The organism is Faecalibacterium sp. IP-3-29, from assembly GCF_023347335.1.
Taxonomy (GTDB): Bacteria; Bacillota; Clostridia; order Oscillospirales; family Ruminococcaceae; genus Faecalibacterium; species Faecalibacterium duncaniae.
Window position 1 is genome coordinate 2,263,466 of the sequence record NZ_CP094471.1, and the last position, 23,162, is coordinate 2,286,627.

The following is a 23,162-nucleotide window of genomic DNA, read 5'->3' on the forward strand; positions in this document are numbered from 1 at the left end:
TTGTGCAGGTGATATTCCAGCTTACAGGCAGCTCTTGTAGGCAGCCTCGGCACCCTGGGTGCGGATCAACTCCAGATCAGCCAGAACAGCGGCCTCCAGGCCCTCGATCTTGGTCAGATCCTGATCCCACATCTGGGTGTTGGTCAGAACGGCATGCACCAGCTGAGCGTCGGTGTCGTCCTTGTGTGCATAGTAGAAGTCCAGTGCCCATGCGTCATCCTGGATCTTGTAGGTGTTGCCTGCGGGGCGCTTGCAGATCAGGCCGTCGGCAGTGCGCTCCTGGATATCATTGGAGTAGAAGGCAATGTAAGCGGCCAGAGACATGGTCAGGCACTTGGGCAGCTGCTTCTGCTCCTCGATGTAAGCCAGGAAGGAAGGCATGTTGCGGGCCTTCCACTTGGAGGTGGAGTTCAGGGAGATGCTCATCAGCTCGTGGTTGACGAAGGGGTTGTTGAAGCGGTCCTCGACGGCGGAAGCGAACTCTTCCAGATCCTTCTTGTCCAGAGGCAGGGTAGGGATGATCTCCTCATGCAGCATCTTGTTCATAAAGCCGCGGACGGTATCGTTGTGCATGCAGTCACGGACGATGTCGAAGCCAGCCAGATATGCGCCCAGAACGAAACCGGTGTGTGCACCGTTCAGGATGCGGACCTTGCGCTTCTTGTAGGGGGTAACATCAGGCACGACCATGACGTTGACACCGGCCTTCTTGAACGGCAGCTTGTCCTCCAGACCTGCAGGGCCCTCGATGACCCACACGCCGAAGACTTCGCCGACATCCAGCACCTGATCATGGTAGCCGTTGGCCTCTTCCATGGCAGCCAGCTCCTTGGGGTCGCGGATGCGGCCCGGAACGATGCGGTCCACCAGAGTGGAGCAGAAGGTGTTGGCGTTGTTCATCCAGTCGATGAACTCAGCTTCCAGATTCCAGTCCTTGGCGTAGTTGTTGCAGCACTTCTTCAGCTCTTTGCCGTTGTTGTCGATCAGCTCGCAGCTCAGGATGACCAGACCCTTATCCGCAGCACCGTTGAATGCCTTGTAGCGCTCGTACAGCACGCGGGTCAGCTTTGCGGGGAAGCTGTTGGGAGGAACCTGATCGAACGCGCTGTCGCCCTGGGTGTAAGCGATGCCGGCCTCGGTGGTGTTGGATACAACCGTTTCCAGATCCTCAGAGCGGGCCAGAGCCAGCACTTCATCCCACTTGCCATCGATGTAGGGGCAGACACAGTCAGACACGCAGGAGATCACGCGCTTTGCATCCACCTTCTGGCCCTTCTCGCTGCCGCGCAGATACAGGGTGTACAGGCCCTCCTGCTCGTTGATCCAGTCAGCCATCTGGGGGAAGTTGCCGATGGGCTGCACCAGCTTGACCTTGCCGTTGTAGCCAGCCTTCTCGTTGGCGATATCATAGAAATAGTCCACGAATGCGCGCAGGAAGTTACCCTCGCCAAACTGCATGACCTTGACAGGGGCATCCTTGAGGATGTAGCCGTTGTAGCCGGTCTCAGACAGAACCTTGTAATTCAGAGTTTCCATATCACGTGTTCTCCTTTTAGCTTGCTTTGCTTCTCTCCGGGGCACCCTTTTGTGCCCCGCACTCTGTCTCTATTGTATGCTGTTGTATACAAAGAAGTCAAGTGTTTTTTGCCAGATTTTTGGCCCAAAACAGGCCATTTTTATAAATTCCAGCGTTTTTTACAAGGAAAAGTCTGAAAATTTGTCAGTTTTTCAGTTGTATACATTATCGTTTTCCGCTATACTAAAGATAGGCTTAACACGCCCTGCGCGGGCGCTGTTAAAGGTACCCCATAGTGATATATTAGTACATTAGAATGAAAAGGAGTTTTCGACCCATGAAAGCATTTATGGACAAGGAATTCATGCTCCAGTCTCCTGTGGCTCAGCATCTGTATCACACCTACGCTGCTGATATGCCCATCTGCGACTATCACTGCCATATCTCCCCGAAGGAGATCTACGAGAACCGCCGCTTTGAGAACATCGCTCAGGTGTGGCTGGGCGGCCGCCAGCCCGACGGCTCTCTGGCAGGCGACCACTACAAGTGGCGCGTGATGCGTTCCAACGGCGTGCCCGAGGAGTACATCACCGGCACCAAGCCCGACCGCGAGCGTTTCCAGAAGTTTGCTGAGGCTCTGCCCATGTGCGTTGGCAACCCCATGTACCACTGGTGCCACCTGGAGCTGCGCAAGTTCTTCGGCTATCAGGGTGTGCTGAACGGCGACACCGCTGAGGAAGTCTGGAACCTGTGCAACGACAAGCTGCAGCACGACGACAGCATGACTGTCCGCGGCCTGATCGAGCAGTCCAATGTTGCTTTCATCGGCACCACCGACGACCCCATCGATGATCTGGCATGGCACAAGAAGATCAAGGAAGATCCTTCCATCAAGTTCACCGTTGCTCCCTCCTTCCGCCCCGACAAGGCCATCAACATCCAGAAGCCCGGCTTCGCGGAGTACATGGGCAAACTGGCTCAGGCCGTTGGCAAGGAAAAGCTGGAGTGCATCAACTGCGTCACCGACGCTCTGACCCAGCGCATCGAGTTCTTTGCCGAGATGGGCTGCCGCGCATCTGACCACGGCCTGGACTATGTGCCCTACCGTGAGGCCACCAAGGAAGAGGTCAACGCCATCTACCAGAAGGCTATGGCCGGTGAGGCTGTGACCGCTGAAGAGGCTGAGAAGTACCAGACCTACATCCTGATCCACCTGGGCAAGCAGTACCACCGCCTGAACATCGCCATGCAGCTGCACTACAACTGCCTGCGCGGTGTCAACCGTAAGATGAACGCCCTGCTGGGACCCGATACCGGTTTCGACATGATCAACACTGCCAAGTGCGGCGGCGAGATCGCTGCTCTGCTGAGCGCCCTGAACGACACCGATGAGTGCCCCAAGGTCATCATCTACAGCCTGAACCCCGCTGACAACGAGCAGATCGGCACCATTCTGGGCTGCTTCCAGAATGATGAGATTCCCGGCAAGATCCAGCACGGCTCCGGCTGGTGGTTCAACGACCAGAAGATCGGCATGGAGAACCAGATGAAGAGCCTGGCAAACCTGGGCCTGCTGGGCAACTTTGTTGGTATGCTGACCGACAGCCGCAGCTTCCTGAGCTACACCCGCCACGACTACTTCCGCCGCATCCTGTGCAATCTGATCGGCCAGTGGGTCGAGGATGGCGAGTATCCCAACGATGAGAAGGCTCTGGAGAAGATCGTCAAGGGCATCTGCTTCGACAACGCAAAGCGTTACTTCGCTCTGTAAGCAGCGCCTCTGCATCCCCTTTCCATAACTTGTAAAAGCGCTCTGCCGGTTTGCCCCGGCAGGGCGCTTTTTTCTTGTGCGGCCGTATTCACAAAAATGTAACTTGCATTCTGTCGTCAAATCGGGTAGGATAACGTTGAATCAAAACCGAAGGGGAACGTGAAGATGCTGAAACGTTTTGTAAAGCGGCTGCTCAGCTGCCTGCTGCTGGCGGCGCTGTTTGTATTGGTGGTCATTGGCGGAACACTGGGCGTACAGGGCTGGCGGCTCTACCGCGCCACAGCGGCGCAAAAGCCCATTGCCGGCCTCTATGATGAGATCAGCTCCCGGCCCGGCTTTGCCAGCTGTGACCAGCTGCCCCAGACCTATATCGATGCGGTCATTTCCGTGGAGGACAGCCGGTTTGAAAGGCACCACGGCATCGACCCGGCGGCCATTGTCCGGGCGCTCTGGGCCGACCTGCGCACCCGCTCTCTGGCCGAGGGCGGCAGCACCCTGACCCAGCAGCTGGCCAAGAACGAGCTGTTCACCCAGGAAAAGCAGATGGCCCGCAAGGCAGCGGAGATGTTTGCCGCCAGGGACATCGAGGATTACTACTCCAAGCAGCAGATCTTTGAGATGTACGCAGGCAGCTGCTACTTCGGCAACCAGTGGTCCGGCGTGGCGCAGGCTGCGCAGGGCTACTTTGGCAAGCCCACCCGGGAGCTGACCCGCGCCGAGTGTGTGGTACTGGCCGGCCTGCCCAACGCGCCCTCGGTCTACGCCGCCAACGGGGAGCTGGCCCGCAGGCGCGCTCTTGTGGTGGTGGAACGGATGGAGCGCGCCAAAAAGCTGACCCACACCCAGGCACTGGAGCTCCGGGATGAAGTCAGTGCCCTGCCCCTTTGGTGAGAAAAAACAGAATTTATCCGGGTTTTCCATAAAATAATGCTAACACCGGAGGCGGCTGCCGTGGTATCTTAATAGCAGATCAAACCCGGAGGGAGCATGTAAAACCTATGGAAGAAACCAAAAAGGGTTCCGGCACCACCGACCTCACGGTGGGCAGGCCGCTGACCCAGATTTTGAAATTCGCCCTGCCACTGGTGCTGGGCACCCTGTTCCAGCAGCTGTACAGCTTTGCGGACACTGTCATTGTGGGGCGGTGCCTGGGCACCGATGCACTGGGTGCGGTGGGTACCACCTACTCGCTGAATTTTCTCATTTTAGGCTTTGTGCTGGGTTCCTGCACGGGTTTTGGCATCCCGGTGGCCCAGAGCTTTGGTGCAAGGGACAGCGAGGATATGCACAAGTATCTGTTCAACGGCGCGGTTCTCTGCGTGGTCCTGAGCGTGGTGTTCACCATCGTCACCACCCTCACTGCTGCCCCGCTGCTGCAGCTCATCCACACCCCGGCCGAGCTGTTCCCGGACGCGGTGGCCTACATCCGCATCATCTTCCTCGGCATTCCGGCCACGGTGCTGTTCAACTACACCTCCACCGTCCTGCACAGTCTGGGCGATTCCCAGCACCCATTCTATTTCCTGCTAATCTCCAGTTTCCTGAACATCGGGCTGGACTGGCTGTTCATCGTACCGCTGGGTATGGGCGTGGAGGGCGCAGCCATCGCCACCGTTGTCAGCCAGCTGTTCAGCGGCCTGCTTTGCACCTGGTGGTTCTTCACCCGGGTGGAGGGCATCCATTTCACCCGGGAAAACTGTGTCCTCTCGGCGGGGCACTGCGGGCGGCTGGCCTATATCGGCCTTCCGATGGGCTTTGAGTATTCCGTTTCTGCCATCGGTGCCTTCATCATGCAGGATGCCATCAACCTGCTGGGCAGCACCGCCGTGGCCGCCCAGACCGCCGGTGAGAAGATTCGCCAGATGTTCACCGTGCCCATGGCAAGCGTGGGCACGGCTATGGCAACTTATGTCGGCCAGAACCACGGTGCCCACCGCACTGACCGCGTCAGGCAGGGCATCCGGGATGGCTGCATCCTCCAGCTGTGCTACTGCGCGGCTGCCTGGGTGGTGCTCTTCTTCGTCAAGGGCTGGGCCGTGGGCCTTGTTCTGGGCGATGCCGACCCTGCCGTGACTTCCGGTGCTGTGGAATACCTGACCGTGATCAGCGTGCTGTTCTGCATCAACGGCCTGCTGATGGTCTTCCGCAACACCCTGCAGGGTCTGGGATACAGTGTGCAGGCCGTTATCTCCGGTGTGGGCGAGCTCATCGGCCGCGCGCTCTGCGGCTGGCTGGCCGTTCATAGTCTGGGCTACTTCGGCATCTGCATTGCCAACCCCATTGCCTGGGGTCTGGCACTGCTCTACTGTGTGTTCATGGTGACCAGAGTTCTGAAAAAAGAGAACGCATAAAAATACCCCTCTCCGTCCGTGCGGCCGCACAGCGGAGAGGGGTGTTTTTATGCGATCAATCAATAAGGCTTACGAACACCGGGCAGAGCACTGCGGTCAGCACACCGGCCACAGCGATGGACAGGCCGCTCATGGCACCTTCCACCTCACCCATCTGCAGGGCCTTGCTGGTGCCCACGGCATGGGCTGAGGTGCCAATGCCCACACCTTTGGCAATGGGGTCGGTGATGTGAAACGCCTTGCAGACCGTCTCGGCCAGCAGGTTGCCCACGATGCCCGTCAGGATGACGATGGCACCGGTCAGGGCCGCAATGCCGCCCAGCTCTGCAGCTACATCCATGCTGATGGCAGTGGTCACGGATTTGGGCAGCAGGGTGGCGTACTGCTCCTGGGTCAGGTGCAGCGCCAGCGCCAGTGCCAGCGCGCTGCCCAGGCTGACCAGCGTGCCCACCGAGATGCCCGCAATGATGGCCGCGGCGTTTGCCTTGAGCAGGTCGAGCTTTTCATACAGCGGGATGGCCAGCGCCACGGTGGCGGGCAGCAGCAGGTAGTTCACCGGGGCGGCGCTGACCTTGTAGTCGGCATAGGGGATGCCGCATACCGACAGGAAAACGATCACAAAGATCGCACCCAGCAGCAGCGGGTTAAAAAATGCCTTTCCGGTCACTCTGTTCACAAGGGCTCCCAGTGCAAAGGCGGCCAGTGTCAGCAGCACACCCCAGGCAACAGAGCCCGAAAGGAACTCATTCAGCAATTCCATCATTGGCAGCAGTCTCCTTGTTCTTTTTGCGGCTGGTCAGAGCCTGGGTGGTCTTTCCGGCGGTCACCATGACCAGAACCGTGACCGGGATGATGGCGATGAGGATGGGCAGCAACATCTCCCCCATCTCCGCCCAAAGCTCCATCACGCCTGCGGCGGCGGGCACAAAGAGCAGCGGGAAGATACCGGTGAGGAACACGCCCACCTCTTTTACGTCCTCCAGCTGGATCAGCCGGAAGTTCAGGGCCAGCAGCAGCAGCACAAGCCCGTACACACTGGCCGGAACCGGCAGCGGCAGTACGGCATGACATACTTCCCCCAGAAAGCAAAACGCGAGGATACGCGCAAATTGAAACAGATAATTCGTAAAAAATCCCCCTTGTCTAACAGCTAAGTCAAAATTATAGTCCAAAACCTCCGGGGGCGCAACAGCAATATCTGACAAGGATTGTTATATTTTGCCGGAAAAACTGTGGAAAAGAAAAGGGCCCGGCAGAAAGCGCACGCCCACGTGCCGCGATCTGCCGGGCCGATGCACCGCAAAGCGGTGTTTTTCTGTGTTTCCCGCACGCTCCCTCAGTTCCGCAAAACAGCTTCGATCCGTTCCTTGTCCAGCCCTTCGCCGATGACGATGAGCACCTCCTGCCCTGCCGGAATGGGGGCCGCAGTCAGGCCGTCGGCGGTGGCATTCAGCTCCACCCAGCCGGCGGCATCCTGCACAAAGCCCTTGACCCGCAGCACCCGGCCGCAGGCGGCATCCGTGAACAGGCTGGGAATGCGTGCTTCCAGCTGCTGCCGGGGCAGGCCCAGCTCAAGGAAATACGCCGAACTGAATGCATCGTGCGCATCAAAGCAGAGCTTTTCGCAGTCGGTATGCTGATAGCCGCAGGCATCCAGCGCCGCAAGATCTCCATCCTCCAGGTCGGCCCAGTCCTTGATCAGAAAATCCTCTTCCGTCAGGGTGCGGCTGCACTTGCAGGCCGCAAGGGCACGCTTCAGGTGGTCGATGGCGCCTTCCCGCTGGGCCTGGGTGGCCAGCTGACTGCGGGAGAGCAGGATGCGTCCGGCGCTGGCAGCTTCCGATGCCAGAATGTACTCTGCCTGCGGGGAAAGCGTCTCGGGCAGCAGGGCATCCACAACGGCAAACACATTGCCCAGTGTATACCACCGATCCAGCGGCTCATCCCGCAGGACATCAAAAAACTCGTCCACATCAAAAATGCCGCTGGGCTCCACCACCACCCGGTCGAACCCGCGCATAGCCATTGAGATGAGCTTGGTGCGCATCCGGCGCTGGTGGGTATCACAATCACACCCGCCGCTGATGGTCTCGATCTCGCAGCGTTCCCCCAGCAGATCCTGCACCAGCATGGCATCCACGTTCACAGCGCCAAAGTCGTTTTCCAGAATGCAGACATGATGCCCCTGTGCGGTCAGATACGCAGCATATCTGCGCAGGAACGTTGTCTTGCCCGCACCCAGAAAACCGGTGATGAGATCGACCTGTACCATACGTTCCTCCTTATGCGTGGTTGAAGCCCTTGCCGAACACCTCAGTGGTGCTCAGCATGGACATGAAGGCGTTCAGATGCTGCTTGTGGATAAAATCCTGCAGCTGGTCGGCCTCGCGGCGGGTCAGGGTGGTGTAGATGATGTAGTGGGGCTTGTCGGTGTATGCGCCGAAGCAGGGCGTATAGGTTGCGCCGCGCATCAGCTTGCGCATGACAAAATCACAGATGGGTTTCCTATCGTCGCAGACGATGAGGATGGCCTTGCACATCTTGATCTTTTCCAGCACGGCATCAATGACCAGTGATTTCACGGTCAGACCCACGAAGGAATAGAGGGCGGTGTACAGGTCGAACACGAAGCAGGCCGCAATGACCATGAACAGGTCGGTCAGGAACAGCGCCACTGCCACGTTGTGGATGTGGGTATACTTTTCCACGATGAGGGCAATGACATCCGTGCCGCCGGAGGAAGCGCCCACATTGAACAGCAGAGCCGACGCAATGGCCGGCAGGGCAATGGCAAACAGCAGGTCGAGCATGGGCTGGTTGCTCAAGGGGCCGCGCAGGGGGCAGATCTTTTCCAGCGCCATCAGCTCCAGCGACATGACCACAGTGGCATAGCCGGTGGTCATGGCAAACTTTTTGCCCAGGAAGATCAGGCCCACACCCAGCAGGATCATGTTGGCCGCCGAGGAAAAGGCCGAAGCCGACAGCGGGGTGAGCTTGGCCGCCAGCGCCGCCATACCGGTCACGCCGCCAAAGACAAAGTTGTTGGGGAATTTGAAAAAGTACACACCCACCGACATGATGGAAATGCTCAGCGTGATCATTGCATACTGCTTGACATATTCAATGACCTCGTTCTGCATGGAAGATTCCGCGTTCGTATCCATAAAATTTACCGTTCAATACTCCTTTTTTGTGTTCCGCAGCCCAAACAGACAGGCTGCACCGGAAATATTGTAACACGGAACGCCCCGGGGTCAAGGGCCAATTCCACACACGCCGTCTTTTACGGGTGAAAACTGTCAACTCCACCAAAATTCTTCCTCAAATTTCAGCGGTTCTCCCATCGGGAACTGTTCCTTCTTTTCTTGACGCACCTCCCACCGTCCATTACAATAAAATCAGAATGGTATGGTATTTTTCTCCAAAACCGAAAGAGCGCGCCATGGCTCTCATTCCGCATTGTTCGTTTCCATGAAAGGAGGGAACGGTATGAAAAGCTGCTCTCACATCTTTGCTCTCATCACTGCCTGTGTGTTCCTGTTTTGTGGCTGTTCCAACTACCTTTCGCTTTCCAAAGCGTCCTCTGTTCCCTACCCGCAGACAGAATACGATACTGCCTTGAAGGCATACCGTGATTCTCTGGAAATGCCCCTCTCTCCGGTAGATGCCGAGCACGGTGAGGACGCTCCCATTGTCTGGGAAGATACCGGAATGGAGGCCGCTGTCCGGCTCCTGTTGAACCGCCCGGAGGGCACCATCAACCGCAGCGATGTCTGGGATCTCAGCACACTGACCATCACCGAACGCACCATGTTTGAGGGCGATTCGGGCACGACCACCATCGTGACCGTGACCGCCCAGCAGGGAGATGCCACACTGGAACAGGAAATATCGGCAGTCGGAAAAGAAAGTCCGCTTCCTGCGCTGGCCTCTCTGCACGATCTGCAATATTTCGACGGCCTGCAAGCCTTTTCCTATTCTACCTCGCCGACGGCCAATCAGGCATTCACTGATTTTTCTGGGATTGAAACCATGTCCCATCTCGAACGCTTCAGCGTGAACGGGGCACGGCCCGAAACGTTGGAACCGCTTTCTCACCTGTCCCAGCTGAAACAACTCTCCCTGACCGAATGCGGCACCCTCGACCTGACACCTCTGGAAGGTCTGGACCAGTTGGAATCGCTGATCCTCTCTTCAAACGACAGGATCGTTTCGCTGGAACCGGTCACCAAACTCCCTGCACTGCGGTCGCTTTCCCTCAGCTCCGGCACAGCAGTTCCCAGTCTGGAGCCGCTGGCTCAGACCAATCTTGCCGTTCTTGATCTCGGCCTCGGGGTCGGGCAAAGCGGGCTTTACAAAGAAATTGATTATTCGCCCCTGTCCCAGCTGCCCGATCTGGTCTGTCTGAACCTGACAAATCACACCAGGGTCACCACAAAGTTCTGCAAACAGATCCTTGCCCATTCTCCTGACCTGCGTTTTCTGAACATTCAGAACACCCCTGCTTCGGAGGGCAGTGCGCTGGATGTGGAATACCTGCGGGCTTACACGGAAGCAGATCTGCTGAAACGGCTTGCCAACAAGCTGCGCAACACCCTTGGCTGACACGCAAAAGCGGCCCCGGAGAGTTTTCCTTCTCTCCGGGGCCGCGTTCTGTTCCGGCTCAGCCGAACAGCTTTTTTGTGTTGTGGGTGTAGACCGAGAGCACCAGGCCCACACAGATGTACAGCATCAGCACCGAGCTGCCGCCCGCCGAATAGAACGGCAGGGTGACACCGATCACGGGCAGGACGCGCAGGTTCATGCCCACGTTCACGGCGATCTGGGCCATCAGAGCGCCGCCGATGCCGGCGCAGATGAAGGTGCCCAGCAGATCCTCGCTGCGGGCACCGGTGAGGAAAGTCTTGATGACCAGTGCGAAGAGCACGCCCAGCACCACACAGCAGCCCACAAAGCCCGCCGCGTTGCCGATCCAGCTCAGGATGAAATCGTTGTGGGCGTTGGGCACGCTGTAATAACTGCCGCCAAACAGCCCATTGCCAAAGATGCCGCCCGAGCCCAGCGCGATCTCGCCGCGCTGCTGCTGGTAGATGATGTTCTTCCAGATGGTCTCGCTGGGGGCCCAGCCGGTCTTGTTATCAGGATCGATGACAGCAAGGATACGGTACCACTGGTATCCCTTGCCGATCTTATCGCTGAAAAAGGCGAACGCCGTCGCCATAGCCACTGCCGCCGCCGAGACCGCCCCCAGGATATACTTCCAGCTCAGGCCCGCCGCAAACATCATGCAGCAGCCGATGATGGCATAGATGATGGCGGTGCCGTCATCGCCCTGAACATGGATGATGAGGATGGGCACTGCCAGATGCAGCAGCAGCTTGCCCAACTCCTTCGGCTCGTTGAGCCGGGTCCGCACATTGTTCAGGTGCATGGCAAAGGTCAGGATAAAGCTGATCTTGGCCAGCTCTGTGGGCTGCAGGGTAAAGCCCCCCAGCTTGTACCAGGAATAGTTGTCGGTATCACCCGCGTTATAGCCGATGGTCAGCGGGCCGATGCTCACATTGCGCAGCACCAGCGTGGGCAGCACCATGCCCCAGGTCAGGGCCACGTGCACCGGCCACACCTTCACCAGGCTGCGGTAATCGATATTGGACAGCAGCACCGCAATGACCAGCCCGATGAGGGCTGCACCCGCCTGCACCGCCGCCCGGCGGTAATCGCCCAGCCCGGTGATCTGGCCTGTGATCTCATCCACGGCAAAGCCATTGCCCTGCTTGGCTGCCCAGCTCGAAAGCGCTGTCACTGCCATCACGCTGCTGAAGATGCACAGCAGCAGGTAAGTTTTATCAGTGCGCCTGAAGTAACGCCGAATGTTTTCCAACCGAAAACACCTCTTTCTTTCATTGGATCGCCCGCTCAGGTCTGCTTCGCTCGTCCGCAATGCCGGAGAGGGCGTAAACTGCTCCATTATGTAATATCAGTATACCGCACCGCCCTTTTTTGCGCAAGATTGCGGGAGTTTTTTCCACAGATCTTTTCATCCTGTGACAACTCTGCAAAATATTGGCCGCAGCCTTGACAAAGCCCCCTCCACCTTCTAAAATGGAAGCTGGAGACCTGCTTTTCGGCAGGATTTTTCCGGAGGAACTTCCAAGATGAAAACAAACTCTCATCGCTTTCTGTGCGCGCTCTGCGCACTGGCTGTTTTTATTTCCGCACTCTTCCCTGCTTCTGCCTTTGCCGCACAGGCAGCCGACAGCGTGGCCCAGACCACGCTGACCACTGCCGATGCTCAGGAGATGCAGCAGGCCGACAGCGCCGTGACCGCCCTGACCGGCAGCGACGCTTACGCTGAGATGACCCGTGCCCAGCGGCTGGATGCCGCCGTGGCACAGCTGCAGCAGCTGGCCGAGGAAGGGCTTGTTTTGGCGCGCTCTCTCCATGTGGACGAAGAAAACGGCATGGTCAGCTTTGCCTACAGCTGCGGCGCGCTGGGCGGCGTTCTGGTGGAGGACCCGGACGAGGAAAATACTCCCTTCGCCCTCTCCGAACTGCCCGCTGTGGACCTGCACGAAATGTCCAACGCCCCGCAGGGTGATCTGGGCAGCGCCATGATCTACTACGCCTTTGACAACACCGTGAACAGCTCCCGCTACCCGTACTACTCCTATATGAAGGGCTTCTGGACCGCGATGGGCCTGCACACCCGAATCGATAGCACAGTCACCGTCTCTGACCTGAAACGGATGAACGATTACGGGCTGTGCATCCTCAGCGCCCACGGCTCCTACTACACCTACACCTCCGGTTTTCTGTTCAAGCAGACCCGTACCGAGCCGGTCATCCTGCTGACGGAGGAATCGGATTTCTATAAGGACCTCTACTACGGCATCGATCTGCTGACCCACCGGGTCATCAAGATCAACGGCCTGTACTGCATCACGCCCAGCTTTTTCCGGGCGGCATACCGGGGCGGCCAGCTCAAGGATACCGTAGTGCTCTCCGAGACCTGTGAGTTCCTTGGCGTGAGCGGCAGTCTGGATACCTCCATGGCCGATGCCCTGCTGGCCGGTGGTGCCAAAGCAGTGGCAGGCTATGTGAACAACGTCTACACCGTGTATTCCCGCAGTATGCTGTGGGATACCGTCAACCACCTGATCCTGGGCCAGACCCTGCAGGAATCCGTTCAGCATTCCATGGATACCTATGGCGCGGATGATCTGGTCTGGTACAATGCACAGGGCGGCAAGCGCCCCCATGCGGCGGCAGCTTACCCGCTGCTGTTCGGTGATGTTGGGGTCCGGCTGATCGAACCGAACGCGGCATCTGCCCCGCAGGAAGTACAGCAGGCCGCTTGAGCGTTGCACTTTTGCTCGATTTATATTATACTGGGGGATGGCAGAAGCTTCTGTCATCCCTTTTGATTTACCTCTCAGTCTGCTTCGCAGACAGCTGGCAAAACGGGAAAGTTCAAGCTTCAAGATAAAGGAGCATTGTATGTCTGAATATATTACACATTCCAGAGAAGAGACCGTTGCGCTGGGCCGGAAGCTGGCGGCAGTGCTGCCGGACGGGGCCTTGATCGCCTTCACCGGCGGTCTGGGCGCGGGCAAGACCGCCTTTTGTGAGGGCCTGGCCGAGGGGCTGGGCTGCACCGACCCGGTCAGCAGCCCCACCTTTGCCATCGTCAACTATTACCGCGGCCCCCGTCCGCTGGCCCACTTCGACCTCTACCGCATTTCTACCGAGAACGACCTGTGCGCCGCCGGTTTCTACGATTATCTGGATCAGGGTGCCATTGTGGCCGCTGAGTGGAGCGAAAACTTCGCCGACCTGCTGGCCCCGGAAGACCCGATCTACATCAACATCGACCGGGTGGATGACACCACCCGCCGCATCACCATCGAGGGGGTCAGCGTATGAATATCTTAGCCGTAGACACCGCCGGTAAAACACTGGGCGTGGCCCTGCTGCAGGACGACCGCCTGAAGTACGAGTGCTATCTGGACGGCGGCATGACCCACAGCGAGACCCTGATGCCGCTGGTGGATCACTGCCTGAAGCTGTGCGGCCTGACCTGTGCAGACATCGACCTGTTCGGTGTGAACGCAGGCCCCGGCAGCTTTACCGGCCTGCGCATCGGGCTGGCCGCCGTCAAGGGGCTGGCCTTCCCCCGCGAGACCCTCTGCGCTCCGGTCTCCACACTGGAAGCGCTGGCCGCTGCCCACACCGGCGAGGGCACCGTGCTCTGCGCACTGGATGCCCGCCGTGCCCAGGTGTACAGCGCTGCGTTTGACCTGGCCACCCACACCCGCCTGCTGGATGATGATGCCCGGGCTGTGGCCGATCTTGCCCAATTTGTAGAAAATTGCAAAAAGCCCCTGTTTTTTGTTGGTGATGGCGCATCTCTGTGCTATAATAAATACAGCAATGTTCCGGGCGTGCTCACTGTTCCGCCGGAGCTGCGGGGCGGCAGGGCCGCTGCCGTGGCCCTGGTGGCCAAGCAGATGGCCCAGCGGGGCGAAGCCGTTCTGCCCGAGGCCCTGCTGCCGGACTATCACCGTCTGAGCCAGGCCGAGCGGGAACGCGCCGAACGCCTTGCTGCCGAGGCCGCTGCCCGGAACAACGATACGGAAAACGGAAAGGATTGAAATTTCTCATGGCAAAACCCATTGCGCTTGCCGCCGACCATGGCGGTTTTGAACTGAAGGAAGCCGTCAAGGCTCATCTGGACGAGCTGGGGCTGGAGTATATCGACTTTGGCACCCACAGCACTGCCAGCGTGGATTACCCCGATATGGCACTGCCTGCCTGTGACGCTGTGGTCAGCGGCCAGTGCGACAAAGCCCTGCTGTTCTGCGGCACCGGTGTCGGCATCAGCATGGCCGCCAACAAGGTCAAGGGCATCCGCGCCTGCTGCTGCTCCGACAGCTTCAGCTGCGAGTACACCCGCCGCCACAACGATGCCAACGCCCTGTGCATGGGCGGCCGCGTTGTCGGCCCCGGCCTTGCCTGCCAGCTGGTGGATCTGTTCCTGAACACCCCGTTTGAGGGCGGCCGCCACGAAAAGCGCATTGCAAAACTGATGGCAATCGAAACCCGATAAACATAAAAAGGAGCGTGTATTTATGACCCCTATGATCGTTGAGCATCCCCTGCTGCAGCACAAGCTGAGCATCCTGCGCAACAAGCAGACCGGTACCAAGGAGTTCCGTGATCTGGTCGGCGAGATCGCAACCCTGCTGTGCTACGAGGCCACCCGTGACCTGCCCATGGAGGAGGTCGAGATCGAGACCCCCATCACCATGGCAAAGACCAAGGTGCTGGCAGGCCGCAAGCTGGCTCTGGTGCCCATCCTGCGTGCAGGCATGGGTATGCTGGACGGTATGCTGACCCTGCTGCCCGCTGCAAAGGTCGGCTTCATCGGCCTGTACCGCAACGAGGAGACCCTGCAGCCCGTGGAATACTTCTGCAAGCTGCCCCAGGATATCGCCGAGCGTGACGTTCTGGTTCTGGACCCCATGCTGGCAACCGGCGGCAGCGCCATTGATGCCATTACCCAGATCAAGAAGCACGGCGCAAAGCGCATCAAGTTCATCGGTCTGATCGCTGCTCCGGAAGGCATTGAGGCCCTGCACAAGGCTCACCCCGATGTTGACATCTACCTGGGCGCTAAGGACGACCACCTGAACGAGAACGGCTACATCGTTCCCGGCCTGGGCGATGCCGGCGACCGCATCTACGGCACGAAGTAAATCTGAATCAACAAAAAGTGGACGGTTCACACGAACCGCCCACTTTTTGTTTACTCAGATATTACCGCCCGCGGCCACCGCCGCCGCCATGGAAGGAGCCGCCGCCTGCGTGGAAGCTGCCGCCCCCGCCAAAGCTGCCGCCGGAGCGTCCGCCGCCCATGCCGCCGCCAAAGGAACCACCGCCGAAGCCGCCGCCCCCACGGGGAGGACGCGGCCCGCCGCCGCGGGGCGGTCTGGGCCCGCGCGGGCCACGGGGGCCGCCGGGGCCCCAATCATCATACGGAGGTCTGCGCCGCCGTCTGCTGCCCAAGCCGTAGCCCAGCCCGAAACCGAAGAAGGGGCCAAACCCGCCGCCGCCAAAGCCGCGCCGGATGCCGCCGAAGATGGAGGTCAGGGCAAACACCACGATCACCACTGCCAGAAGGGTGAGGAAGGGCGACTGATAGGATGCTGCCGGGGCCTCATAGTAATCATTTCCGTTGTTATAACCATCCGTATTGCCATTGCTGACCGTGCCGGTGGTCCCGCTCAGGGTCACACCGTAGAGATCGGCAATGGTGCTGGCCACATTGTTGGCACAGGTGGTCACAGCCGCGTCATAATCGCCCGCCGCGAAGGAATCCTCCATGGTCTGGGCAATGGCGCTGGCCTGCTTTTCCAGCGTGGTATTGCGGAAGCCGTCACCGGTGGCAAGGTAATAGTCGCCATCGGCGTACTGCTGGGACTGCATGACCAGCAGGATCAGCACACCGTTGTTTTTGCTGGAGCTGCCCAGCCCCCAGGTGTTGGCGGCCTGCACGGCGTAATCCTCCGTGGATAAACTTCCCGTATAATCCACAGTCAATACGCCGATCTGTGCACCCTCGCACTGCTGGGTGAGCTGTGCATTCAGGTTCTCAATGGCCGTTTTGGTGCTGCTGCTCAGGATGTTGGCATCATCCACCACGCACTGACTGCTGGGCAGATCGGGCAGCTGGGCCTTGGTGGCCGCAAAGGCGGCGGGCACCAAAGCCGTCAGGCTGACGGTCAGCACCACGAACAGGGCGCAGATGCGGGCGGCAAATCGTTTCATCGTTTTCATGCGAAGGGTTCCACCTCCTGTACGCCGAACAGCCTGCCCAGCATACTGGCCGGGAAGCCGCCGACATCGTTCTGATACTCATACACTGCATCATTGTACTGCAGATTACCGATGATGGTGCCGGCGCTGTTGAACTGGCCGTACTGGCCCTGCACTGCCCCCATCTTCATGGGGTCAGCAGCCTGCTCCTGCATTTTTGCGTAGAGCTGGTCGATCACAGTGCCCAAGGCCTCATTGGCCTGACAAAGGGCGTGCATGGCACTGCCCTGATAATAGGGCAGCGAGGTCAGGGACTGCTTTTTGCTGCCGTTCTGCACTGCTTCCAGGCAGGCAGAGAAATCATCCAGCGCTGCCTGTGCGGCCTGCACCTCGGCGCTGTCAACCCCCAGCGTGTTTGCGCCGGTGGTGATGATATTTGCCGCCGTGTTGGCACGGGTGGTCAGCTCCTCGCTCAGGGCATAGCCGTTGTCGGCCGAAACGCCGGTGGTGAACCACTGGCGGGCCTCGTTGTACTTTCCCCTGACCTTGGCACCGCCAAAGCCCACGAACGCCGCCAGCATCACCACCACGCTCAGCACAAGGGCTGTGCCCTGCTTTGCCAGTGCGGCGGGCAGCGCCTTTTCCAGCCCGGCCAGCTTCTGCTGCAAGGGGGTCAGGCGTACTGTCTCGTTGTCCGGGCGCTTTGCCTCGCGGTAGCTGCCGCTGTCAAAGCCGCCGGGCGTTTGATTCTGTTCTCTGGAAAAATCAGCGTTTGCCATTTCAGCTCCGGATCTCCATCATTTTCTGTTTCAGCTCGTCCTCGATGCGGGTCAGCTCCTGCTCGGCAGCCACACGCTTTGCGCGGCCCTCGGTCTGGATCTTGTTCAGCTCGTCCAGGGTCTCGATCAGGCTCTTGTTGGTCTGCTGCAGGGTCTCGATATCCACCACGCCGCGCTGGCTCTCCTTGGCGGTCTCGATGGTGCCCATCTTGAGGGCATCGGCATTCTTCTTGAGCAGGTCGTTGGTCATGTCGGTCACGGCGCGCTCGGCCTGCATGGCCTTCTGGGTGTGGGCCAGACCCAGCGCCAGCACCATCTGGTTCTTCCACAGCGGGATGGTGTTGACGATGGTGGACTGGATCTTCTCAGCCATCATGGTGTTGTTGTTCTGCAGCAGGCGGATCTGGGGGCCCATCTGCAGGCTGATGTTCCGGGTCAGCTCCAGATCGTACAACTTTTTCTCAAAGCGCTCGCACTGGTCTGCCAGGTCGCGGGCGGCCTGAGCATCCTCGGGCAGGCCGGACTGCTTGGCCTTGTCCATGGCCTGCTGCAGCTCGTTTGCACGGACCTCGGCCAGCTTTTTCTTGCCGGCCAGGATATACATGCTCAGCTCCTTGAAGTAGGCCATGTTCAGCTCGTACATCTTATCCAGCATGGCGATGTCTTTCAGCAGCTGGACCTGATGGCCCTCCAGCATGGACTGGATGTTCTCCACGTTGGTCTCGGCCTTGTTGTACTTGGTCTTCAGGTTGTCCAGCTCATTGCCCTTCTTTTTGAAGAAGCCCAGAATGCCCTTCTGCTGCTCCTCATTGGCATCAAAGCTCTTCAGCTCCCCGATGAGGTTGGTGATCATATCGCCCACCTCGCCCAGATCCTTGGTGGACACCTTGGCCAGAGCAGCCTCGGAGAAATCGCCGATCTTCTTCTGGCAGGCGGAGCCATACTGCAGCACCTGCTGGCTGTTGGTGATATCGATCTTTTCCGCAAAGGAATCCACCATTGCCTGCTCCTCAGGGGTCAGCTGCACCTCCGGCTGCTGGGCCGCAGGGGCGGGCTCGGGCTTTTTCTCCTCCGCAGCCTCCGGGGTGGGGTCCAGCGTCAGGGTGGGCACTGCAGGAGCATCGAGGTCGAAGTTCAGAGTGTTGTTGTCAGCCATTGTTGATTCCATCCTTTCCAATTAAGACAGCGCCTGCCGCCTATCGGCGTGCGCTATTTTCTAACCGGTTTGCCAAGGGCTCCCCCTTCGGGGGAGCTGGCAAAGCCGTCAGGCTTTGACTGAGAGGGTTGTTACAATCCCTGCCCTTTCAGCATATTCTGCAAAACGGTCAGGTCTGCCGAAAGGTCCATGCTCTCGGCAGCATACAGGGCATCCAGCTGATTTTCAAATGCCGTGGCAATGGAGGCTGCGTTGCGCTCCACCTCCGCGCGGATGGAGGCGGCATTCTCGCCCCGCACCCCCTGCTTTGCCAGCTTGGCATACTGCTGCAGCACGTTCACGGCATCGGGCAGATAGTAATTGGCAAACCGCCGCACCTGCTTTGCCTTGGCGGGGGTGGCTTCCACCGTTTCCACAATGGAGCGGCCTGCCTTTTCCATCCGGGCCATGGCGGCGGAGAGCTGCGGGTCCGGCAGGGCTTCGTTCAGGGCATGGAGGGTGTCCAGCTGCTGCTGCATCTCGGTCAGCATGGCATCCACATCGTCCACACCGGTATGGAAGGGCACTTCCGTCTCCACCACCCGGGGCGGGCAGATCTTTTTGGCCCCGGCAAAGGCCAGCACAGCCGCGCCCAGCGCCGCCAGCAGTGCCCACAGCCGATAGACCGGAAGCACAGCGCACAGCACCACAAATGCCAGCGCCGCCGCGTAGTACGGCAGGACACTGGGCTTCCGGGTGCGAATGATCTTGCTCATGGGTTCCTCCTTTTCCGGGAGCTGCGCCCCCTGTATCTTTCATAATAAATCCTTTTCCAGCGGGGCGCAAGCGTTTCACGAATTATTTACAGGTTTGAAATCGAAATGTCAAACCTCTCAGGCGCTTGCGCGCCAGCTCCCCTCATAGGGGAGCCCCTGGCAGATCGGGTAAGTCCGCGCGGCATTCAAGGCAGGATCCAGTTCGACAATTCTTTCTGCCAGATCTCCCGTAATTTTTCCGGCCTGCAGGCGGCATTGGCGGGGCTGGTGCTGGGCAGCCTGACCGCCGGGATGCCGCTGACCGGCTCGAGATACTTTGTATAGATCTTATATGCCGTAGCCCCGTTGCAAAAAACAGCCTCAATGGGTGCTTTTGCCAGCAGACCGGCAATATCATTGGGCACCACGTCCCGGATGGACGCATCCGACGCGCCGGTGATGGTGCAACTTTCCAGCGTATCCCACAGGGCCAGCCCGTGGCGCAGGATGATCTGCTTTTTCGCTTCGATGTCCTCCCGGGCGGGCACAGGCTCCCCGGTCAGGGCCGCCAGCATGGGCCAGAAGCGGTTTTGCGGGTGGCCGTAGTAAAAGGCCACCTCCCGGCTTTTGGGGCTGGGCCATGTGCCCAGGATCAGCGCCCGACTGTGTTCATTGTAGACCGGTGCAAAGCTCACTGCTTTTCCTCCGCGGCTTCCATCTGGCCCCAGGGAGAGCCAAGTTCATGGCCCGAGGGCTCCGCGCGGGGGCCGTTGAACCACAGCTCCTCAATGAGGGCAGCAAGGCCGTCCTCCCGCACATCCCCGATGATGCGGTCTGCGGCTTCCTTGGCATCGTCCGAGCCGTTGGCCATGCAGCAGCCCAGTCCCGCCGCCTTCAGCATCCCCACATCATTGGCGGAATCGCCCACCGAAACAGCATCGGCCAGCGTCAGGCCCACGGTTTCACACAGGTCAGCCAGACCCACCCCCTTATCAATGCCCTCCCGGACGATATCATAGCAGTGCCAGCTGCCCTCACGCACAGCACCCACCATCATAAAGCGGAGGTTCAGGTGGCCGTACTTCCGGTTGAACGCCTCCAGCGCCTCATCGGGCAGGCAGGCAAAGGCGGCATGGGGCATATCGATGAGATGGCGGTCCTGATCCTCGCCATCCTTGCAGGTCAGGCCGCTGCCGCTCAGCTGGGCGTAGAAATCCCGGAGGCTCTCGTATTCGCAGTAGGCATAGTAGCCATCCCGGAAATTGAACTGCAGGGGGTAGTTGTAATCCTCGCAGAAATCCACCAGTGCGTACATTTCCTCATTGGTCATCGGGTGCTCGGCGATGATCGCGCCGTCCCTGTCCACCACGCAGGCTCCGTTGTTGGTGATGGCGTAGTCGAACCGGATGCCGCCCAGCTGCTGCTTGTTGATCACGCAGTAGCCGCGGCCGGTGCTCAGCACAAATTTGCCGCCTGCGGCCTGCATCTTTTTCACGGCCTTGACCACCGCCGGGCGGGGGCAGGGCTCACCAAAGGGAACAAGGGTATTGTCGAAATCGCTTGCCAGAAGTTTATATTGCATAGTTGCTCCTATTTCAGCATCCTCACCCTCTCAGGCCGCTTCGCGTCCAGCTCTCCCAAAGGGAGAGCTTTTGACATAATCGGAAACTTCCCAAAGACTGTCAAGACCTCCCACTTTGGGGGAGGTGGCATCGCGCAAGCGATGACGGAGAGGGTGAGCCATTTTATCGTTTTGATACTGTCTAGTATAACACAAAACGCCGCTCCGGGATATCCCGAAACGGCGTTTTGACTGAATATTTTACTTTAACCGAAAATGGCTACCACGATCTGGATCCCAACACCCACAGCCGCACCGGCGGCCCAGGTCAGGCCGGTGATAAAGAGGTTCTGCTTCCAGGAGGGGTTTGCCCGCCAGAGAACGGCCAGGCCCACGCCCGCGCCGGTGCACAGCCCCGCCACCAGACTGGAAAAGCGGAGGGCTCCCTCCACATAGAGCTGGGTCAGCAGGACGCTGGCGGCACAGTTGGGGATCAGCCCCACCAGTGCGGCCACCACCGGCTGGAAGAAACCCATCCGGCCCAGAGCGTCGGCAAAGACATCCTCACCCACGCCCTCCACAATGAGGCCGAACACCAGACTGAACACAAAGATGAACACGAAGATCTCCAGCGTGTGGCGAAGGGCGGCTTTCCAGATGGGGGCGGGCTTCCCCTCCTCATCGCTGTGCTCCTCGTGGCAGTCGATCTCATCGGCGCTGCCGGTATAGCCGCCCCGCAGGCTCCTGGGCAGAACGCCCCGCAGGACAAAATCCAGCACCAGGCCCACCGCAATGGCGTAGAGCACCTTGATGACCATGAGCAGCACCAGCTTATCCCAGTAGGCAGGCATGGAGACCAGCAGCGGAACCGCTTCATCACTGGTGGCGAGGAACACGGCCATCAGTGTGCCCAGGCTGATGACCCGGGACGCATAGAAATTGGACGCAATGGCAGAGAAACCGCACTGGGGCACACAGCCCAGCAGTGCCGCCGGAACAGAGCCCCAGCGCCCGCCCCCCGCCAGAATGGCTTCGATGCGCTCGCCGTGGCGGTTCTCCACATATTCAATGAACAGATAGGCCAAAAACAGGAAGGGCAGCATCTTGGCGGTGTCCACCAGAGATTCGCCCAGAACATCCAGAAACAATTCCATTTGATACTCCAAAACAACTGTAATGTGCTTTATTGCAGTAAATTGCAATCAATTTGCATTTTCGTGCAAGGGAGATTATACACGCTTCGGATGCAAATTGCAAGAGGAATTTGCAAAAAGATTGCATTTTTGTTTTTGAGAGAACGAAAATGCCCTCTCAGTCAAGGCCGCAGGCCTTGCCAGCTCCCCCTTCGGGAGAGGTGGCAGCGCGTTCACGCTGACAGAGAGGGCGATTCATTTCAGATCAGATCTCGGCCAGGATCGCATCACCCATAGCGGTGCAGCCCAGGCAGGTGCAGCCTTCGCTCATGTTGTCGGCCGTGCGCATGCCCTTGTCCAGCACCTTGTTCACAGCATTCTCAATGGCATCGGCCTCCTCAGCCATGCCAAAGGAGTAGCGCAGCATCATGGCAGCAGAGAGGATGCAGGCGGTGGGGTTGACGATATCCCTGCCCGCAATGTCGGGGGCCGAGCCGTGGATAGGCTCGTACAGGCCCCGGGTGCCATCGCCCAGAGAGGAGGACGGGATCATGCCGATGGAGCCGGTGATCATGGAGGCCTCATCGGAGAGGATATCGCCGAACATATTCTCGGTGACGATGACATCGAACTGCGCGGGGTTCTTTACGATCTGCATGGCGCAGTTGTCCACGAACATCTCGCTGTACTCCACGTCCGGGTACTCGGCCTGCAGGCGGTGCATCACACTGCGCCACAGGCGGCTGGTATCCAGCACGTTGGCCTTATCCACACAGCAGAGCTTCTTGCGGCGCTTCTGGGCGGTCTCGAAGCCGATGCGGCCAATGCGCTCGATCTCGTGCTCGGAGTAGGGCATGGAGTCGATGGCCTGCTTTTCGCCGTTCTCGAGGGTGTGGGTCTCGTGCTTGCCGAAATACACGCCGCCGATCAGCTCCCGCACGATGATGAAGTCAATGCCCTGTGCCACGATCTCAGGCTTCAGAGGGCTGGCCGGGGCCAGCTGGGGCCAGATCTTGGCGGGGCGGTTGTTGGAGTACAGGCCCATGCCCGCGCGCAGGCGCAGCAGACCCTTTTCCGGGCGCTGCTCACCGGGCAGGCCCTCCCACTTGGGGCCGCCCACGGCACCCAGCAGGACACTGTCGGCCGCAAGGCACTTGTCCAGCTCGTGCTGGGGCAGCGGGTCGCCGTACTTGTCAATGGCTTCGCCACCCATGGCGGCATCGGTATAGTGGAAGGTGTGGCCGTACTTTTCAGCCACCTTATCAAGCACCCGGATGGTCTGTTTCACGATCTCGGGGCTGGAGCAGTCGCCCCAGATGACAGCAATGTTTTTTTCCATGGGAAAG

23 protein-coding genes are annotated in these 23,162 nt (G+C 59.3%); 9 read left to right on the plus strand and 14 right to left on the minus strand.

The features are described from left to right. Positions 1-21 precede the first annotated feature (21 nt). Positions 22-1,536 (minus strand): tagaturonate reductase, encoded by a 1,515-nt coding sequence (locus MTP40_RS10820; RefSeq protein WP_097770441.1) that lies wholly within the window; start codon positions 1,534-1,536, stop codon positions 22-24. A 317-nt stretch (positions 1,537-1,853) separates the two neighbouring features. Between MTP40_RS10820 and uxaC the strand changes: the two genes are divergently transcribed. The 3 genes from uxaC (at position 1,854) to MTP40_RS10835 (ending at position 5,638) form a co-directional block, all read left to right on the plus strand. After that, positions 1,854-3,287 carry a glucuronate isomerase gene (gene uxaC, locus MTP40_RS10825; protein ID WP_156069084.1) on the plus strand — a complete coding sequence of 478 codons (1,434 nt, stop codon included), beginning with the start codon at positions 1,854-1,856 and terminating at the stop codon, positions 3,285-3,287. Positions 3,288-3,452: 165 nt separating this feature from the next. Next, on the plus strand, positions 3,453-4,178 hold the full coding sequence (locus MTP40_RS10830) for a biosynthetic peptidoglycan transglycosylase (RefSeq protein ID WP_097770443.1): 726 nt from the start codon (positions 3,453-3,455) through the stop codon (positions 4,176-4,178). Positions 4,179-4,285: 107 nt separating this feature from the next. Continuing rightward, positions 4,286-5,638, plus strand: a complete 1,353-nt coding sequence (locus MTP40_RS10835) for an MATE family efflux transporter (RefSeq protein ID WP_097773512.1) — start codon at positions 4,286-4,288, stop codon at positions 5,636-5,638. A gap of 55 nt (positions 5,639-5,693) precedes the next feature. Here the strand turns inward: MTP40_RS10835 and MTP40_RS10840 are convergent, their stop codons facing one another. The 4 genes from MTP40_RS10840 to MTP40_RS10855 form a co-directional block, all read right to left on the minus strand. After that, a complete protein-coding gene (locus MTP40_RS10840) occupies positions 5,694-6,401 on the minus strand; it encodes an LrgB family protein (protein WP_186850867.1) in 708 nt (235 codons plus the stop codon). Further along, entirely contained in the window at positions 6,382-6,843 is a 462-nt protein-coding gene (locus MTP40_RS10845) for a CidA/LrgA family protein (protein ID WP_156060578.1), read from the minus strand. Before MTP40_RS10845 ends, MTP40_RS10840 begins: the two co-directional genes overlap by 20 nt. 131 nt (positions 6,844-6,974) lie before the next feature. Continuing rightward, on the minus strand, positions 6,975-7,910 hold the full coding sequence (locus MTP40_RS10850) for a GTP-binding protein (RefSeq protein ID WP_249259366.1): 936 nt from the start codon (positions 7,908-7,910) through the stop codon (positions 6,975-6,977). Between the two features lie 10 nt (positions 7,911-7,920). Further along, entirely contained in the window at positions 7,921-8,802 is an 882-nt protein-coding gene (locus MTP40_RS10855) for a YitT family protein (protein WP_156058473.1), read from the minus strand. Positions 8,803-9,127: 325 nt separating this feature from the next. Here MTP40_RS10855 and MTP40_RS10860 point away from each other — a divergent pair, with 325 nt between their 5' ends. After that, positions 9,128-10,243 (plus strand): hypothetical protein, encoded by a 1,116-nt coding sequence (locus MTP40_RS10860; protein ID WP_249259367.1) that lies wholly within the window; start codon positions 9,128-9,130, stop codon positions 10,241-10,243. Between the two features lie 58 nt (positions 10,244-10,301). Here the strand turns inward: MTP40_RS10860 and MTP40_RS10865 are convergent, their stop codons facing one another. Then, entirely contained in the window at positions 10,302-11,519 is a 1,218-nt protein-coding gene (locus MTP40_RS10865) for an FtsW/RodA/SpoVE family cell cycle protein (RefSeq protein WP_242700807.1), read from the minus strand. A gap of 274 nt (positions 11,520-11,793) precedes the next feature. On the opposite strand from MTP40_RS10865, the gene MTP40_RS10870 reads away from it, so the two are divergent. From MTP40_RS10870 to upp, 5 genes are all read left to right on the plus strand, one after another. Next, positions 11,794-12,996 (plus strand): hypothetical protein, encoded by a 1,203-nt coding sequence (locus tag MTP40_RS10870; protein WP_207683952.1) that lies wholly within the window; start codon positions 11,794-11,796, stop codon positions 12,994-12,996. Positions 12,997-13,135: 139 nt separating this feature from the next. Further along, on the plus strand, positions 13,136-13,561 hold the full coding sequence (gene tsaE, locus MTP40_RS10875; RefSeq protein WP_156075920.1) for a tRNA (adenosine(37)-N6)-threonylcarbamoyltransferase complex ATPase subunit type 1 TsaE: 426 nt from the start codon (positions 13,136-13,138) through the stop codon (positions 13,559-13,561). Continuing rightward, on the plus strand, positions 13,558-14,289 hold the full coding sequence (tsaB, locus tag MTP40_RS10880) for a tRNA (adenosine(37)-N6)-threonylcarbamoyltransferase complex dimerization subunit type 1 TsaB (protein WP_005931509.1): 732 nt from the start codon (positions 13,558-13,560) through the stop codon (positions 14,287-14,289). The genes tsaE and tsaB overlap by 4 nt, the downstream gene beginning before the upstream one ends. Positions 14,290-14,297: 8 nt before the next feature. Continuing rightward, positions 14,298-14,744 (plus strand): ribose 5-phosphate isomerase B, encoded by a 447-nt coding sequence (gene rpiB / locus MTP40_RS10885; RefSeq protein WP_005931511.1) that lies wholly within the window; start codon positions 14,298-14,300, stop codon positions 14,742-14,744. Between the two features lie 22 nt (positions 14,745-14,766). Then, positions 14,767-15,393 (plus strand): uracil phosphoribosyltransferase, encoded by a 627-nt coding sequence (upp, locus tag MTP40_RS10890; RefSeq protein WP_035393712.1) that lies wholly within the window; start codon positions 14,767-14,769, stop codon positions 15,391-15,393. Between the two features lie 61 nt (positions 15,394-15,454). On the opposite strand, the gene MTP40_RS10895 is transcribed toward upp, so the two are convergent. The 8 genes from MTP40_RS10895 to leuB all read right to left on the minus strand — a co-directional run bounded on the left by MTP40_RS10895 (position 15,455) and on the right by leuB (position 23,155). After that, a complete protein-coding gene (locus tag MTP40_RS10895) occupies positions 15,455-16,474 on the minus strand; it encodes a TPM domain-containing protein (RefSeq protein WP_098924618.1) in 1,020 nt (339 codons plus the stop codon). Next, positions 16,471-17,232 (minus strand): LemA, encoded by a 762-nt coding sequence (locus MTP40_RS10900; RefSeq protein ID WP_223384142.1) that lies wholly within the window; start codon positions 17,230-17,232, stop codon positions 16,471-16,473. Before MTP40_RS10900 ends, MTP40_RS10895 begins: the two co-directional genes overlap by 4 nt. A gap of 1 nt (position 17,233) precedes the next feature. After that, positions 17,234-18,388 carry a toxic anion resistance protein gene (locus MTP40_RS10905; protein WP_005931526.1) on the minus strand — a complete coding sequence of 385 codons (1,155 nt, stop codon included), beginning with the start codon at positions 18,386-18,388 and terminating at the stop codon, positions 17,234-17,236. Positions 18,389-18,519: 131 nt separating this feature from the next. Further along, the gene (locus MTP40_RS10910; protein ID WP_097773504.1) at positions 18,520-19,143 is read right to left on the minus strand and encodes a 5-bromo-4-chloroindolyl phosphate hydrolysis family protein; all 624 of its coding nucleotides are present in this window, start codon (positions 19,141-19,143) and stop codon (positions 18,520-18,522) included. A gap of 185 nt (positions 19,144-19,328) precedes the next feature. Further along, positions 19,329-19,817, minus strand: coding sequence for a DNA-deoxyinosine glycosylase (locus MTP40_RS10915; RefSeq protein ID WP_238077414.1), 489 nt, complete (start codon positions 19,815-19,817; stop codon positions 19,329-19,331). Next, complete coding sequence (locus MTP40_RS10920; RefSeq protein WP_249259368.1) at positions 19,814-20,704, minus strand: Cof-type HAD-IIB family hydrolase; 891 nt, start codon at positions 20,702-20,704, stop codon at positions 19,814-19,816. Before MTP40_RS10920 ends, MTP40_RS10915 begins: the two co-directional genes overlap by 4 nt. Positions 20,705-20,949: 245 nt before the next feature. Beyond that, entirely contained in the window at positions 20,950-21,837 is an 888-nt protein-coding gene (locus MTP40_RS10925) for a putative manganese transporter (RefSeq protein ID WP_097773501.1), read from the minus strand. A 244-nt stretch (positions 21,838-22,081) separates the two neighbouring features. After that, entirely contained in the window at positions 22,082-23,155 is a 1,074-nt protein-coding gene (gene leuB, locus MTP40_RS10930) for a 3-isopropylmalate dehydrogenase (protein WP_249259369.1), read from the minus strand. Positions 23,156-23,162: the final 7 nt, after the last annotated feature.